The 13,441-nt window shown below is 69.7% G+C and carries 15 protein-coding genes and 3 pseudogenes; all 18 read right to left on the bottom strand.

Annotation, left to right across the window (positions count from 1 at the left end):
- Positions 1–254 precede the first annotated feature (254 nt).
- Positions 255–1,239, bottom strand: a pseudogene (locus tag ACQEVM_RS08410) (ATP-binding protein); the annotation flags it as partial.
- A pseudogene (locus ACQEVM_RS08405) lies at positions 1,239–1,481 on the bottom strand (YraN family protein); the annotation flags it as partial. The pseudogenes ACQEVM_RS08405 and ACQEVM_RS08410, both read right to left, overlap by 1 nt.
- Before the next feature lie 128 nt (positions 1,482–1,609).
- Positions 1,610–2,290 carry a hypothetical protein gene (locus ACQEVM_RS08400; protein WP_433076506.1) on the bottom strand — a complete coding sequence of 227 codons (681 nt, stop codon included), beginning with the start codon at positions 2,288–2,290 and terminating at the stop codon, positions 1,610–1,612.
- A complete protein-coding gene (locus ACQEVM_RS08395; RefSeq protein ID WP_433076504.1) occupies positions 2,287–2,604 on the bottom strand; it encodes a PadR family transcriptional regulator in 318 nt (105 codons plus the stop codon). Before ACQEVM_RS08395 ends, ACQEVM_RS08400 begins: the two co-directional genes overlap by 4 nt.
- Before the next feature lie 93 nt (positions 2,605–2,697).
- The gene (locus ACQEVM_RS08390) at positions 2,698–4,986 is read right to left on the bottom strand and encodes an XRE family transcriptional regulator (protein WP_433076502.1); all 2,289 of its coding nucleotides are present in this window, start codon (positions 4,984–4,986) and stop codon (positions 2,698–2,700) included.
- Positions 4,983–5,309: a helix-turn-helix domain-containing protein gene (locus ACQEVM_RS08385; RefSeq protein WP_433076500.1), complete on the bottom strand. Its 327-nt coding sequence runs from the start codon at positions 5,307–5,309 to the stop codon at positions 4,983–4,985. Before ACQEVM_RS08385 ends, ACQEVM_RS08390 begins: the two co-directional genes overlap by 4 nt.
- Entirely contained in the window at positions 5,306–6,334 is a 1,029-nt protein-coding gene (locus tag ACQEVM_RS08380) for a tyrosine-type recombinase/integrase (protein ID WP_433079882.1), read from the bottom strand. The genes ACQEVM_RS08385 and ACQEVM_RS08380 overlap by 4 nt, the downstream gene beginning before the upstream one ends.
- Positions 6,335–6,584: 250 nt before the next feature.
- A pseudogene (locus tag ACQEVM_RS08375) lies at positions 6,585–6,728 on the bottom strand (YraN family protein); the annotation flags it as partial.
- 114 nt (positions 6,729–6,842) lie between these two features.
- The gene (locus ACQEVM_RS08370; RefSeq protein WP_005311352.1) at positions 6,843–7,151 is read right to left on the bottom strand and encodes a DUF2469 domain-containing protein; all 309 of its coding nucleotides are present in this window, start codon (positions 7,149–7,151) and stop codon (positions 6,843–6,845) included.
- A 55-nt stretch (positions 7,152–7,206) separates the two neighbouring features.
- On the bottom strand, positions 7,207–7,707 hold the full coding sequence (locus ACQEVM_RS08365; protein ID WP_433076498.1) for an NUDIX hydrolase: 501 nt from the start codon (positions 7,705–7,707) through the stop codon (positions 7,207–7,209).
- A complete protein-coding gene (lepB, locus tag ACQEVM_RS08360; protein WP_433076496.1) occupies positions 7,697–8,461 on the bottom strand; it encodes a signal peptidase I in 765 nt (254 codons plus the stop codon). The genes ACQEVM_RS08365 and lepB (ACQEVM_RS08360) overlap by 11 nt, the downstream gene beginning before the upstream one ends.
- 62 nt (positions 8,462–8,523) lie before the next feature.
- Positions 8,524–9,438: a signal peptidase I gene (lepB, locus tag ACQEVM_RS08355; protein WP_433076494.1), complete on the bottom strand. Its 915-nt coding sequence runs from the start codon at positions 9,436–9,438 to the stop codon at positions 8,524–8,526.
- Positions 9,439–9,553: 115 nt separating this feature from the next.
- Positions 9,554–10,360, bottom strand: a complete 807-nt coding sequence (lepB, locus tag ACQEVM_RS08350) for a signal peptidase I (protein ID WP_433076492.1) — start codon at positions 10,358–10,360, stop codon at positions 9,554–9,556.
- An 82-nt stretch (positions 10,361–10,442) separates the two neighbouring features.
- Positions 10,443–11,153, bottom strand: a complete 711-nt coding sequence (gene lepB, locus ACQEVM_RS08345) for a signal peptidase I (RefSeq protein ID WP_433076490.1) — start codon at positions 11,151–11,153, stop codon at positions 10,443–10,445.
- Positions 11,154–11,197: 44 nt separating this feature from the next.
- A complete protein-coding gene (gene rplS, locus ACQEVM_RS08340; RefSeq protein WP_351754257.1) occupies positions 11,198–11,548 on the bottom strand; it encodes a 50S ribosomal protein L19 in 351 nt (116 codons plus the stop codon).
- 133 nt (positions 11,549–11,681) lie between these two features.
- Positions 11,682–12,503, bottom strand: coding sequence for a tRNA (guanosine(37)-N1)-methyltransferase TrmD (gene trmD, locus ACQEVM_RS08335; protein WP_433076488.1), 822 nt, complete (start codon positions 12,501–12,503; stop codon positions 11,682–11,684).
- Positions 12,503–13,105, bottom strand: coding sequence for a ribosome maturation factor RimM (rimM, locus tag ACQEVM_RS08330; protein WP_433076486.1), 603 nt, complete (start codon positions 13,103–13,105; stop codon positions 12,503–12,505). Before rimM ends, trmD begins: the two co-directional genes overlap by 1 nt.
- A gap of 95 nt (positions 13,106–13,200) precedes the next feature.
- A complete protein-coding gene (locus ACQEVM_RS08325) occupies positions 13,201–13,440 on the bottom strand; it encodes an RNA-binding protein (RefSeq protein ID WP_030708535.1) in 240 nt (79 codons plus the stop codon).
- Between the last annotated feature and the right edge of the window lies 1 nt (position 13,441).

Genomic DNA, 13,441 nt, shown 5'->3' with positions numbered 1-13,441 from the left:
CGAACGATCTGAGATATGAATCCGCCTCCCCATCGACCGAGCCGTCAGGCCTCAGGATCGTGTATGTCTGCCCCCCGCCCGCCCGCATCAATGCCTGAACCCTCAGATCTCCAAGAACCACCCGGCTTCTCGCCACAGCTCTCCCATCCCAGCCCACGTGACAGAGACAACTGATGCGATCGGTAAATCGGCGCGGAATGGCTCTCAGGTAGGCCCGAACGGGTGATGCGGACACTTGAAGCACGGTTGGAAAAGTCCAGGAAGAGCACCCCCCCGGTGGGCCAGGGACACCGCCCCGGGCCTGGGCACCCCGGCCCCGCCGCCGACCAACGACTGCATGGTCGCGGAGTGGTGGGGCGCGCAGTACGGGGGCCTGGCGACGAGCGGTTCGCCGGGCGGGAGGATTCCCGCGACCGAGTGGACGGCCGTCACCTCCAGGGAGTCCTGTCGGGTGAGCGGCGGCAGGATCCAGGGCAGCCGCTCGGCGAGCATCGTCTTGCCGGCGCCCGGGGGGCCGCTGAGGAACAGGTGGTGTCCTCCGGAGGCCGCCACCTCCAGGGCCCGACGGGCGGCGTGCTGTCCGGCGACGTCGGCCAGGTCGGGACGGTCGGAGCCGTCCCCGCCGGCCTGGGAGATCCCGCTGCCGAGCCCTGCGCCCGGCACGAGCAACCCGGCCAGCATCGGATCGGGCCGACCGGCCGGTTCCGGCTCCTCCTCGGGGACCTCCCCGTCGGTGAGCACGGCGATCAGTTGGCGCAGGCTGCTGACGCCGAGGACGGAGACGTCCGGGACGAGCATGGCCTCGGCCGCGCATTGTCGGGGCACCACCACCTGCCGGTACCCGGCCTCGGCGGCGGCGAGCACGGCGGGGAGGATCCCACGCACCGGGCGGACCCGGCCGTCGAGTCCCAGTTCGCCGATGAGGACGAGGTCGGCGATCACGTCCGGTTCGACCACCTCGGCGGCGCCGAGCACCGCGACCGCCACGGCGAGGTCGAAGCCGGCTCCCGACTTGGGGACGGAGGCCGGACTGAGTCCGACCGTCAGCTTCTTCTGGGGCCACTGGGCCCCGGAGTTCACGACTGCGGCCCGGACTCGATCGCGGCTCTCCACCAGGGTCTTGTCGGGCAGTCCGACGAGGGTGAAGGCCGCGACCCCCGGTTCCAGGTCGGCCTGGACCTCGACGACCACACCCTCGACGCCCACCAGGGCGACCGAGCAGGCCCGTGCGAATCCCATCAGGCCACCCCCCGGACGTGCTCCACCACGGGCGCGCCGCGCCTCGGCAGCAGGACGCCGACCAGATCGATCCGCACGCCGCCCGGAGGCGGTCCGCCGTGGTCGGCGAGCCAGCGCCCGGCGAGCCGTCGGAGCCGCTCGGCCTTGGCCGGCCGCACGGCGGCCATGGGGTGTTCGAAAGGGGGGTGTTCGGGCGGGCCGGCCCTGCGTGTCTTGACCTCGCACACCACGAGGGCGTCGCCGACCGGTGAAGGGTCGGTGTTTCAGGCATGCACTATTCGTCGGGTGCGTGACCCCCGTTCACTGCGCCTTGTGGAACAAGGAGAAGCCCGCCTCACGCAGTGAGGCGGGCACGAGTTGGGACGCGGACCTACTTCTTGGCTGGCTCTGGCCTGTCAGCCTCGGGCGGTTCGATCCCCCGGATTGTCCGAAGCCACCGAGTGAGTCCGAAGACGCCAGCCCCAACGAGCCCGCATGCTTGTGAGCCTTCCAGCAGCAGCGTGTTGAGGCCGTTCTTCCACTGGATGTAGATGGCCATGCTGCCCACGATGGCGGTGATGAAGCCGTTCGTGCGGATATTCGACCGCAGCAGCCAGTCGACGGGTGCCCAGAGCGGTCGAACCAGATCACGCAGGCGCATCTTCATCGCGGCAACGAGAAGGCCGAACGCATGCCGCCGCTGCGCCTTCGGGCTCAGCACGTGCCCGCTTTCTGCGTGCCCGTCGAAATCAGCGCGCCATGCCTGGCTTCGACGCTCGCCGGCAAGCTTGGCGGCGAGGAACGCTGTGCCGCGAGTCAGCCGGGCTCCAAACTTAGGCCGCCTGGAGCGGACCACGTGGCCGCGCCGCTTCTCCCGCTTCTCCTCCTCCCCCATGGCCATGGACCTTCTGAGCATGACCAGGGTGGACGCCATAGTCGCGGTCATACTCATGGCCCTGTCGTCGAACCAGGCGTTGGGCTCCCACAAGAACAGCCCCGTCACCCACGCCACCATCGCCGCAACCATGACGGCGGCCATGGTGAGGTCGAAGATCACCCCCCAGCGCTTCACGCAGCTCCCCCCGCGAGGGACTGGTGCCAGCCGCGCCGCGCGCGTCGGGCGGCCAGAGCTGCCTGCGCCTGGGCGCGTCCGGTGCCGGTGAGCTCCCAGAAGCGGCGAGCGGGCCGACCGGGGTGAGGGCCAGTTTCATCCCGAGAGGTGACCCAGCCGATCTCCTGGAGACGATCGAGGATCGGATAGACCGTGCCGGAGCCAAGATCTGCATCCATGCAGATGCTCAGGCCCCAGGGAGGGTCGTCGCTGGTGGCCGCCAGCAACACCTCCAGCACGCCGATGGTCGGCTTCGTGAGCCGTGGAGTGGTCATGAATCGAGTGAACCACCAACCGGACCATATGTCGAGTACGAGTTTCGTACTCGACATATGGTCGACTGGGATTCGGCTCCTTCCTGTGGGTTTCTAGTCGGCCTTCTCGCAGGCTGCGAGGTAGTCAGCCCAGCTGTTCTGGGCGTACTGGGCCCAGGCGTAGGTGGTGCTGGGATGGATGCCGAAGAGGTCGCTGACCACGATCGGCGGGAGCTCGCTGATCGCCTCCATCAAGGCCGTGTTCCGCGCGCCGATGCCCGGCAGGCCGTGCCGCCGCATGTAGCTGTTGACCGTCGCGGGACTCCGGGGCCGGCTCGGCGGCCGTCCGGGGAAGAGGAAGCCCGGTGTGCCGTCGTGCGGCTGTTGGAGCACGGAGGTGCGGCAGCTGGGGCTGGCGATCTGCCGCTCGATCAAGACGGCGAGCCGGGGCGGAACAAGGACGGGGTTCCGGTCGAGCGTGAGGTAGGCGTGCTCGTCGTCCCGGCTGAAGCGGTCGGTCGTCAGCTGGACGATTCGTGTGGTCGCCAGGGCATAGAGGCTGGTCAGGGAGCCGATGATGCGGGCTTCCAGGGGCAGGCTCTCGTCGTTGAGGCAGCGTCGGAGTTGTTGGTCGAGTTCGTCGCTGGCCAGGAACCGCGAGGGGAAGCTGTACTTCTTCCCCGGGATCACGACTTTGCCCGTCAGGCGCCGGGCGACGGCCCAGCGGATGAAGGCCGCGGCAGAGCGGCGTTGAGTGGGGTGGGTGGTCATCCAGAGGTCGAGGTTTTCCTGCCGGAGATCGGCGAGGGTGATCGTGTTTTCGTCCAGCCAGGTCAGGAACTTGATCGCGGTGCGGATGTCGCTGCGGTCGACCTGGGCGGCCCCGGCGTTGTAGGGGCCCTTGTCCGCCCGGCGCCGGGCGTCCCGCAGGACGCTCCATTCGGCGAACGGGCGGATGAGGCGGGCCTGGTGCGGGGGCAGATCCGCGAGGGCGTCCCGTGCCCAAAGACGCAGGCGGGCGTAGTACTCCTGGCGGTGAGGCAGGACGCCCGCCGCGACGAGGAGTTCGCGGATATAGAGAGTGCTCCAGTCCTGGGGCAGGCCGTCGAGAAGGTCGTGGCTGATCTCGCGGTGCTGTGCGGCCAGGCCCGCGAGCATGCGGGCGGAGTCGCTGCGGCGGATCCAGACGAGCACGGACCAGGGTTCCTGGGCGGCGCCGAGCTGTTGCGCGAGCGGCTGGAGCTGGGGGTGGAGGGTGCCGTCCTCGTCCCTGAGGAGGTCGTGGATGCGGTCCTTGGCGATGCAGCGGGTGCATGAGCCGTCGGAGTAGATGTCTCCGGGGAAGCCGCAGCGGCGGCAGGCGAAGTCGATGTCGGTGCCGCAGCAGGGCCCGCAGATGTTCACCCCGCTGTTTGAGCGCCCGACAAGCGTGCGAAGGGTGCCGCACTGTCCGCAGGGGGCCGGGGTTCGTTTGCGGCGGTTGTAGCAGGTGTCGCAGAGGGTGCCGAGGGGCCAGTTGACCTTCACTGGCCTCGTCTTGCCGCAGTCGGCGCAGGGCAGCGACCGGCGCGGCCGGCAGGTCGCGCAGTAGAACTCCCCGTCCCGGCGGGTGAAGCCGTGGCGGACGCGTCCGCAGACCGTGCAGGTCCCTTTGGGTCCGCGGTAGCAGTCGACGCAGACCGACGGCTGGTCCTCGTTCGCCCGGACGCTGATCGGCCTGACCTGCTGGCAGGTGTCGCAGAGCCGGGCCGGCGAGTCGTAGCACCGCTGGCAGACCGGGCCCTCGCCGGTGAGGGCGTGCGCCGGGCGCCGCTCTTGGCAGCGGACGCATTCGTGTTCGGGGTGGGGATGACATTTCTGGCAGAGGAAGGCGCCGTCCTCGCGGCGGGCGGCCGGCGGGCGCTCGCGCCCGCAGCCTGCGCAGTTCTTGAAGAACAGGGGATCGCCGCGGTAGCAGCGGCGGCAGATCGGCCCGTCGTCGCGGTGGGTGACGATGTGGCCGTCCTGGCCGCAGCGGCCGCAAGGACGCAGCTCGGTCCGGCCGACGCACCAGTCGCAGCAGCGGCCCTCCGGGGCGTTCCGGGAAAGCCTGAAGCCGGTGCGGTGGCAGCGGGCGCAGGCCAGCTGCGTGACGGTGTCGCCGTGCCCGGCGGCGTCGAGGTGCTGAAGGAGGCGGACCACGTGGACCGGGCAGTGCGGGGATGGCTCGGTGAGCGCGTTCGGGTGCCCGGCGAAGTAGTCGTCCAGAATCCGGGCCGCGGCGGGTCCCCATGCCTTCGTCTTCTCCAGGGCGGCCCATGCCGCCTCGGCCGTCAGCGCCGGGCCAACCACCCGCTGGAGGTAGGCAATCAGCCGGGCCCGGACCTCGACGAGCTCGCGCCGGCGCCGCTCTTGGTGGTTCACGACTGCCCGGGGCGGCGGACCACGGTGCGGCGAGGCGTGATCGGCGTCGGGCCCGTCTCGCCGCCCGCGGTCTTGCGGACCTGGGCGTTCACGACCTCGGGCTTGATCAGATCATTCGGGGTGCAGTCGAGGATGTCGCAGAGCGCGACGAGGGTGTCCATGCTCATCCGCTGGGGCGGCTGGGTCACCAGCCGGTAGACCTGCTCACGCGAGAGCTTGACCCCCCGTTCCGCCAGCAGCGGCACCAGGTCGGTGGTCTGGAACATCTGCCGGTCGGCCATCAGGTTCCGCAGCTGCCACTGGTAGCCCATCTTCTTGATCACGAGGTCACGTTCCAGTCGTTGCCCAGCCGGTTCCGCATCGACGTCTCCAGCAGCTGGTTGCGGTACTCGTTCGAGACGCCCATGTAGATCGCCGTGGTCGAAGCGTGGGAGTGGCCGACCTGTTCCTGCACGAACCGGGCTGGGTAGCCGAACTCGGTCAGGTGCGTGATGTAGCTGTGCCGCAGGCAGTGCAGGTCGAGGTCATCGTCCAGTCCGGCGTCCTCGCGGGCCTGCACGAACGCTTCATTGATCGACCGCGGAGAGAGACGCCCGGCCCGCTCGGTCACCCAGAACGCCGGGTGGCGGCCCGGAGAGAACTGCGGCCGGATCTCCGTCACCCACTCGCGCAGCAGGTCGACGACCCAGTCCATCTCGGGGACGGTCAGCACCGTGCGGCGCTTGGGCGGCGCCCCCTTCGACGACTTCCCGAAGCGGACCATCATGCTGCCGAACCCGGCGAACCTCGGGGCCTTCGGGTTCCGCCGTAGGTCGACGAGGTCCAGCTTCGAGGACTCCGTCCGGCGCGTCCCGAACGCGTAGATGGTCTTGATGACCGCCGCGTCCCGCAGCGCGGTCAGGCCGCCCTTGCGGCCCTGGCCCCGGATCTTGCCCGGCCGGGCGTCCGCCGCGTCGAAGAGTGCCTGGATCTCGTCGTAGGTCAGCGGGCGCCGCCGGGGGTCGCCCTCGTAGTCGACCGTGTGAAGGACCGAGTTGCCTTCGTGGAAGATCTCCTGCGGCACCTCCCCGAACCGCTCCGAGCAGGCTTCGAGCCACCCGTAGCGGGAGTCCAGGAGGTACTCCAGGAACAGCCCGATCGTCACCTCGTAGCTACGGGCCGTGGACATTTGGATCGGCTTGCCCCCGCTTCGCAGGTGGGCGATGAACGCCTCGCCGTCCGCCGGGGTCCACTGCCACGGGTACTGGCCGCTGAACTCCTCGAACCGCTCGATCAGCCGCAGGCGCGGGTCGATCGTCGACGACTTCAGGAACCGGGCCGACTGCTGCCGGGCCCAGCCCTCCTTCATCGCCGTGAAAACCGCCGGCTCCGGGTCGAGGTGTACGACGTTCCGTGCCAGCAAAAGACGCGCCGAACCCGGCGCAGCAGTAGCCACACACCCGTTGTATCCAACGCAACATTGTTGGGCTGAATAGTCGAGCCGCAGGTCACCTGAACAGGTGACCTGCGACCGCACCGAGGACCCCCGGCCACGACCAGCGCAAACACCGGCCTCAACCGAGGCGGGAATGTTGCATCAGATGCAATTCATCCCGTTTGTCCCGCGCGACGATGTCGATCTCCCCGCTGCGGCATCGCCAGTTCCGCGCGATCACCGTCATCCCGGTCTCGACCAGCCGGCGCACCGCCAGCTCCTCGCCGTACCGCCCCAATGCCTGCTGTGCCACGCTCTTCGCGTTCATCCGGCACCACCTCCGGCACCGACGATCCCGCGTCCCCGCCCACCGAGTGGATCTTGGTGGACAACCGGGGGATTGTGGAGAACCCCGCCACCCACAGGGGTGACGGGGCGCCCGTCAGCTGCCCGGGAGTTCGAGGTCGCTCTTGTTGAGCTCCTCGATGTTCACGTCCTTGAAGGTCAGCACCCGTACCTGCTTCACGAAACGAGCCGGCCGGTACATGTCCCAGACCCAGGCGTCGGCCATCGAGACCTCGAAGAAGACCTCCCCCTGAACCGAGTGCACCTGCATCTCGTAGTCGTTGGTGAGGTAGAAACGGCGTTCCGTCTCGATCACGTACTTGAACAGCCCGACGACGTCGCGGTACTCCCGATAGAGCTTCAGCTCCATCTCGGTCTCGTACTTCTCGAGGTCCTCGGCGCTCATGGCATGTTCCCCTTCAGCCGTGCGTCCCCCTATTGTGCGCCAGGCCCCCGCGCCCCTAAACGATTTCCGGGGCCAGGACCACCGGCGTACCCGGAGGACCGTCGTCGAGCAGCCTACGGAGCAGCTCGGCGAGTCTGGTCGGGTACACCGTCTCACGTGCCGTGAGAAGTTCCTCGGAGGTCCACCACCTGGCCTCGATCACGCTGCGGCGCTCCAGCTCGGTGAGCCCGCTCATGTCGGTGTCCGTCCGGGTGGTCCGGGCGAGGAAGTACCACTCGTCCTGTTCCCAGCGCCGCCCGTCGAAGGGGAACGCGCAGTGGCGTCGCCACAGCACCGGCCCGAGGTCCACCTCGGTGATCCCGGTCTCCTCGGCGAGCTCCCGCAGCGCGGCCTCCTCCCGGCTCTCCGCCCCCTCCAGGCCCCCGCCCGGGGTGAACCACCAGTCGTCCGACGGATCGTCCGGTTCGAAGCCGTGCAGCAGCAGGATCCGGTCCTCGGGGTCGAGCAGGATCACCCGCGCCACCCTGCGCGGGCCTTCAACCTGCTCAGCGGGCATCGGACCGCTCCCGTCGCCCGCGCCCGAGGACCCGCGCGAGGGGCCCGTACGCCGCGCCCAGCACCACGAGGGCGGCGCCGATCACGATGGCGGCCACCTGGAGCCGCAGCGGTCCGGGCGACGACACGCCGCCGGCCAGGGGTCGGTACGCCGTCGGTCGCTCCAGCATCGTCATGGAGGGCCACGCCCGCGCGTCCACCCGGCCGTTGACCGCCGAGCGGGGCACCGTGCCCTGACCGGCCTCCTGGAGGTGTGCGCGGGAGTCCAGCGAGCCGGCCCGCCGGTCACCCAGCAGGAAGAGGTTGCCCTCGGGGACCGTCACCTCGAACGGGGTGTCGGAGGCCGCCCTGGCCGGCGCGGGCGCGCCGTCGAAGGTCGTTGCGGGCTTCGAGTCGTCGATGTACGGCTCGTCCAGCTCCCGCCCGTTCACGGTGAGCCGACCGCCCTCGCCGCAGCACTTCACGGTGTCGCCGCCGACACCGACGACCCGCTTGACCATGGGGGTGTCGCTCCACAGCGAGTCGGTGAAGATCACCACGTCTCCGCGCCGCACCTCGCCGCCGTCGATCCGCTGCGCGAGCACCCGGTCCCCCGGGTGCACGGTGGGCACCATCGAGTCGGTCGGCACCGTGTACGGCTGGTAGACCACGGCTCCCCAGACGAAGCCGCCCAGGAAGAGCACGAAGCCGATGGCCACGGCGATTCCCGACAACACGTTGCCGAGACCGCCGCGGCCATCGCTGCCACCGCTCATGTTTTGTGTTCCGCCCATTCCAGCGCCCCCACACCTCGGAGATCGGTGACCTGGGCGGCACCCTACCGGGCGGTACGGCCCTTGGTCAGCCTCCGCCGACGCCACATGACCAGCGGAACCGCGCCGGTGAGCCCCAGCGCGGCGGGACCGAGCCCGACGGGCGCGAGGCCGGTGGCCCCGAGGCCGAGGGCCGTCGCCTTGGCCTGGTCGCCGATGCCCGGCTGGTCGAAGGTGTCCGGGACCGGGAGGGTGGACCAGCGGGTGACCGGCCAGGCCACGACCACGGCCCGCCCGACGACGTCCTCGACCGGAACGAACCCGCGCGTCGAGTCCTGCTGGTGGTAGCGGGAGTCCTGGGAGTTCTGCCGGTGGTCGCCCATGACCCAGATCGAGCCCTTCGGGACGACGAGGGGGCCGAAGGGGAAGTCGTCACAAGGGGTGTTGCCGGGGAAGATGTACGGCTCGTCCAACTCCTTGCCGTTGACGACGACAGGCCCCCCCTTCTTGCACTCGACCGTGTCCCCGCCGATGGCGATGGTCCGCTTGATCAGGTCCTTCTCGTCCGCGGACGGCATCAAGCCGATCTTGCTGAGCGCCTGCTGCATGAAGTTGGGCTCCGGGGTGGCCTCACCGGACAGCCAGTTCGCGGGGTCGTGGAAGACGACGACCTCACCGCGCTCGGGCTCCGAGCCGAACCACGGGGTCAACTTGTCCACCAGTACCCGGTCGCCCCGCTGCAGGGTGTTCTGCATCGAGTCGGACGGGATCGAGAACGCCTGCACCAGGAAGGTCTTGATCAGCAGGGCCAGCAGCAGGGCGATACCGATGAGGAGCGGCAGCTCCTTCCAGAACGAACGCTGCGGGCGCTCTTCGGCGCCCTCGTCCTCCGCGTCCTTCGCGAACTCGGCATCGCTCCCCACGGCGTCGTCCGGCCGCTCCTCGCCCTCGTCGCGTCCGGATCGTGCGCCTACCGCCACATCCCCCACATCCACTCCCTCAGATCGGAAATCACCGCCCGTGCCGGATCGGGAACGGGCCCTCCCCTCCCCTAACGAGCGGGAGTTCCCTAAGGCTCGGGAGACCGAGGACACACTATGCGACCGGCGTGCCCCGACGACGCCCACGAGGCCCGCGCCGTCCGCGTCGTGCCTGATCGGGGACCGTGAGGAAGGTCGCCGGCTGCTCCAGCCTGCGCCAGTGGTCGTAAGGCCAGGCGATCACCACGGCTTCCCCGACGACCCCGTCCTCGTCGATGGTGCCCTCGAAGCCCTCGTCGAGGTGGAAGCGGGAGTCCGCGGAATTCGCGCGGTGGTCGCCCATCACGAACAGCCGGCCCTCCGGCACCCGGACCGAGAAGCGGATCTCCGAGGGGGCGTTGCCCGGGTTCACGTACGGCTCGTCGAGCGGCGCGCCGTTGACGGTGATCCGCCCCTTGGTGTCACAGCAGGTGACCGTGTCCCCGCCGACGCCGATGACGCGCTTGATCAGGTCCTGTTCATCGGCGGAGGGCAGCAGTCCGATGAAGGTCAGGACCTCCTTGACCTGCTTGACCACGACGGGGTCCTTGGGCGGCCGGGTGGCCTCTCCCTTGAGCCAGCCCCCGGGGTCCTTGAACACGACGACGTCGCCCCGCTCGACCTTGGATCCGAACCACGGCGTCAGCTTGTCGACCAGGACCCGGTCTCCGATCCGGATCGTCTGCTCCATCGAGCCCGAGGGGATGAAGAAGGCCTGTACGAGGAAGGTCTTGAGGAGCAGCGCGATGAACAGGGCCACCACGACGAGCAGCGGCACCTCGCCGACCCGTCGGGTCCGTCTGCGTCTCTTGACCCGACGCGCGAGCCGGCGGCGTTCGGCGCGGCTGCCCCCGTCGGGCTCGCGCACGGGCGTCGTGGGCACCGGACCCCGCACCGGCGCGGGTCTCGACGGCGCCTCCACCCAGTGCTCGGGTTCCCGGCGGCCTCGGCCGCGTCGTCGCCGGCTACCCATGTCCGCCGCCCGCGGGGCCCGTGGCGCCCCAACGCGAGAGCGGCCAGCCGATCCAGTCGGCCCGCCCGATCACCCTCTCCACCGGCACCATCCCCCCGCCCGGCTCCCCCAGGTGGTCCCGGGAGTCCCGGGAGTGGGAGCGATGATCACCCATGACCCACAGGGTCCCAAGGGGTACGACGACCCGGAAGGGCACCTTCGAGGCGGTGTCCCCCGGGTACAGGTAGGGCTCGTCGAGCGTGGTGCCGTTGACCCGGATCCGACCGCCCGCGTCGCAACAGACCACGTCGTCACCGCCCACCCCCACCACCCGCTTCACGAAGTCGGTCTCGGACGGGTCCCCGACGCCCAGTGCGGACGCCGCGCCTCGCAGGCTCTCGCCCATCGAGCCGGATCCGGCCCCCTCGGGTACGAAGGAGCCCCTGCCGTCGAAGACGACGAGGTCCCCGCGCCGCGGCTCGTCGCCGAACCGGTAGGCGAGCTTGTTGACCAGCACCCGGTCACCGACCCGGAACGTCGGCTCCATCGATCGGCTCGGGATCAGGAAGGGCTGTAGGACGAAATTGCTGAGCAGCAGCAGGAAGACCGTGCAGACCACACCGAGCAGTCCGACCCGCTTCCACGAGAACGCGAAACGCGACCGCCCCTCCCCCTGATCGGGGGAGGAGTGGCCGCGTCGTGTGAGCTCTGCTTCGGTGTCCATCGGGTGCGAGCCTATCCGGCCCGCCCCTGGACCCGGAGATGAGATCAGCGGTCGCGCTTCTCCTTGATCTTCGCGGCCTTGCCGCGGAGCTCACGGAGGAAGTACAGCTTGGCGCGACGCACGTCACCGCGGGTGACGATCTCGATCTTCTCGAAGATCGGGGAGTTCACCGGGAAGGTGCGCTCGACACCGACGCTGAAGGAGACCTTGCGAACGGTGAAGGTCTCGGAGACGCCGGCGCCCTGACGGCGGATGACGACACCCTTGAACTGCTGGATACGGGAGCGGTTGCCCTCGATCACGCGGACGTGCACGTTGATCGTGTCACCGGGGCGGAAGGCCGGGACGTCGGAGCGGATCGAGGCGGCGTTGACGCCATCGAGCAGGTGAGACATGTGCTTCGTCTGCTTTCTTCGCACGGCGCCACAGGTCGCCGAAGCGGGTTTCCGGAGAGAATTCGGGAGCCGCGTCACTCGACGGACGACGATCCCCCTGTGGCAGGGGCGCCCGCGAGCACACAGCAGCCGCCTATTCTTCCACGGTCTGCGGCCTGAGCCAAAATCGGCCGTCGGCGGAGAGTTTCCAGCCGAGGGCGCCGAGCATCTCCCTGTCCTTCTTGTCGAAGGCGGACGCCTCGCAGCGCTCGATGAGGTCGGGGCGGTTCGCGGCGGTGCGACGGAACGCCTCGTCGCGGCGCCAGCGCGCGATCTTCCCGTGGTGGCCGCTCAGCAACACGTCCGGGATTCCCCGGCCGCGCCACTGCGGGGGCTTCGTGTAGACGGGCCCCTCCAGCAGGTTGGCCATGTCGCCGGGGGCGAAGGAGTCGTCGCGGTGCGACTCGGCGTTGCCGAGGACGCCGGGAAGCAGCCTGGCCACGGCCTCGGTGACGACCAGGACGGCCGCCTCGCCGCCCGCCAGGACGTAGTCGCCGATGGAGACCTCGTACACCGGCAGGCGCGTCGCGTACTCGTCCATGACGCGGCGGTCGATGCCCTCGTAGCGGGCCGGGGTGAAGATCAGCCAGGGTCGCTCGGAGAGCTCGACGGCGAGTTCCTGGGTGAAGGGCCGGCCGCTGGGCGTCGGGACGACGATCACCGGGCCGTGCGCGCCGGCCTCGTAGCCGTCGGCGAGCGCCGCGTCCAGGGCCTCGCCCCAGGGGTCGGTCTTCATGACCATGCCCGGGCCGCCGCCGTAGGGGGTGTCGTCGACCGTGTTGTGGCGGTCGTACGTCCAGTCCCGCAGGTCGTGGACGTGGACGTCGAGCTGCCCGCGGGCCCGGGCCTTGCCGACGAGGGAGACGTTCAACGGCTCCAGGTACTCGGGGAAGATCGTGACGACGTCGAGTCGCATCAGGCGTCTGCCCCGGGAGCGGCGGCCTGGCCGTCCTCGTCAATCCTGTCGTCCGCGCCGTCCTCGTCGTCGCGCGCGGAAGCGATCACCGCGCGGTCGTCGATCAGCCCGGGCGGCGGCGTGATGACGCAGCGCTGCTCTTCCAGGTCGATCTCGGCGACGATCTCCTCCACGAAGGGGATCATCACCTCGGTGCCGTCGGGCCGTTCGACGATGAACAGGTCCTGCGAGAGCAGGTGGGAGATCTCGGTGATCCGACCGACCTCGGTGCCGTCCTCCAGCACCACGTCCAGGTCCATCAGCTGGTGGTCGTAGTACTCGTCGGGCTCTTCCGGCAGTTCCGCCGGGTCCACGTCCGCGATGAGCAGGGTGTTCCGCAGCGCCTCGGCGCCCGTGCGGTCCTTCACCCCGGCGAAACGCAGCAGCAGCCTGCCGCTGTGCACCCGGCCCGTCTCGATGGTCAGCGGACCCGCGGACGCCGGTTCGGTCTGGAGCACGGCGCCGGGTCCGAGCCGCAGTTCGGGCTCGTCGGTCCGTACCTCGACGGTGACCTCACCCTTGATCCCGTGGGCGCGGCCGATCCGCGCGACTACCAGCTGCACTGTGTGTCTCTCCTGTTCAGACGACGACGGGCCGGGGAGGGCACGTATGCCCTCCCCGGCCCGTGCCGGTGATTCACGCTTTCAACGGACAGGTCTCAGCGGACCTGGTCCACGTCGACGAGGTCGACGCGGATCCCCCGGCCGCCGATGGCGCCCACGACGGTGCGCAGAGCACGTGCGGTGCGGCCGTTGCGACCGATCACCTTGCCCAGATCGTCCGGGTGGACCCGGACTTCCAGCACCTGCCCGCGGCGCAGGTCGCGCGAGGCGACCTGCACTTCGTCGGGGTTGTCCACAATGCCCTTCACGAGGTGCTCAAGAGCCTCCTCGAGCATG

It is taken from the genome of Streptomyces sp. CA-243310 (assembly GCF_050936775.1).
Lineage (GTDB): Bacteria > Actinomycetota > Actinomycetes > Streptomycetales > Streptomycetaceae > Streptomyces.
Note: the sequence above shows the minus strand (reverse complement) of the source record. Positions and strands in the feature narration are given on the sequence as shown.

Coding starts and splice junctions, on each gene's coding strand:
- ACQEVM_RS08380 (WP_433079882.1), bottom strand. CDS start 6,334: ATGAAGGAGGGCTGGGCCCGGCAGCAGTCGGCCCGGTTCCTGAAGTCG.
- ACQEVM_RS08370 (WP_005311352.1), bottom strand. CDS start 7,151: ATGAGCGCCGAGGACCTCGAGAAGTACGAGACCGAGATGGAGCTGAAG.
- ACQEVM_RS08365 (WP_433076498.1), bottom strand. CDS start 7,707: ATGCCCGCTGAGCAGGTTGAAGGCCCGCGCAGGGTGGCGCGGGTGATC.
- lepB (WP_433076490.1), bottom strand. CDS start 11,153: ATGGACACCGAAGCAGAGCTCACACGACGCGGCCACTCCTCCCCCGAT.
- ACQEVM_RS08325 (WP_030708535.1), bottom strand. CDS start 13,440: ATGCTCGAGGAGGCTCTTGAGCACCTCGTGAAGGGCATTGTGGACAAC.
- ACQEVM_RS08395 (WP_433076504.1), bottom strand. CDS start 2,604: ATGACCACTCCACGGCTCACGAAGCCGACCATCGGCGTGCTGGAGGTG.
- trmD (WP_433076488.1), bottom strand. CDS start 12,503: ATGCGACTCGACGTCGTCACGATCTTCCCCGAGTACCTGGAGCCGTTG.
- rplS (WP_351754257.1), bottom strand. CDS start 11,548: ATGTCTCACCTGCTCGATGGCGTCAACGCCGCCTCGATCCGCTCCGAC.
- lepB (WP_433076496.1), bottom strand. CDS start 8,461: ATGAGCGGTGGCAGCGATGGCCGCGGCGGTCTCGGCAACGTGTTGTCG.